We start from the raw sequence: 223 nt of genomic DNA on the forward strand, positions 1-223 counted from the left end.
ACCAGTGTTTCTTCCACAACTGGTTGTTCTTCTGCAATCGCTGTTTCCTCTACAACTGGTTGTTCTTCTGCAATCACTGCTTCTTCCACAACTGGTTGTTCTTCTGCAATCACTGTTTCCTCTACAACTGGTTGTTCTTCTGCAATCACTGCTTCTTCCACAACTGGTTGTTCTTCTACAATCGCTGCTTCTTCTGCAATTAAAACATCCGCAAAGCTTTGAA

At 42.6% G+C, this 223-nt stretch carries 1 protein-coding gene; it reads right to left on the minus strand.

Going from position 1 to position 223, the window contains the following annotated elements; all coding sequences use genetic code 11:
• Positions 1-223 (minus strand): hypothetical protein (locus MR079_RS28940; protein ID WP_242295122.1); only part of this gene is annotated, 223 nt, incomplete at both ends.

The organism is Bacillus cereus group sp. BfR-BA-01381, from assembly GCF_022663555.1.
Lineage (GTDB): Bacteria > Bacillota > Bacilli > Bacillales > Bacillaceae_G > Bacillus_A > Bacillus_A pacificus.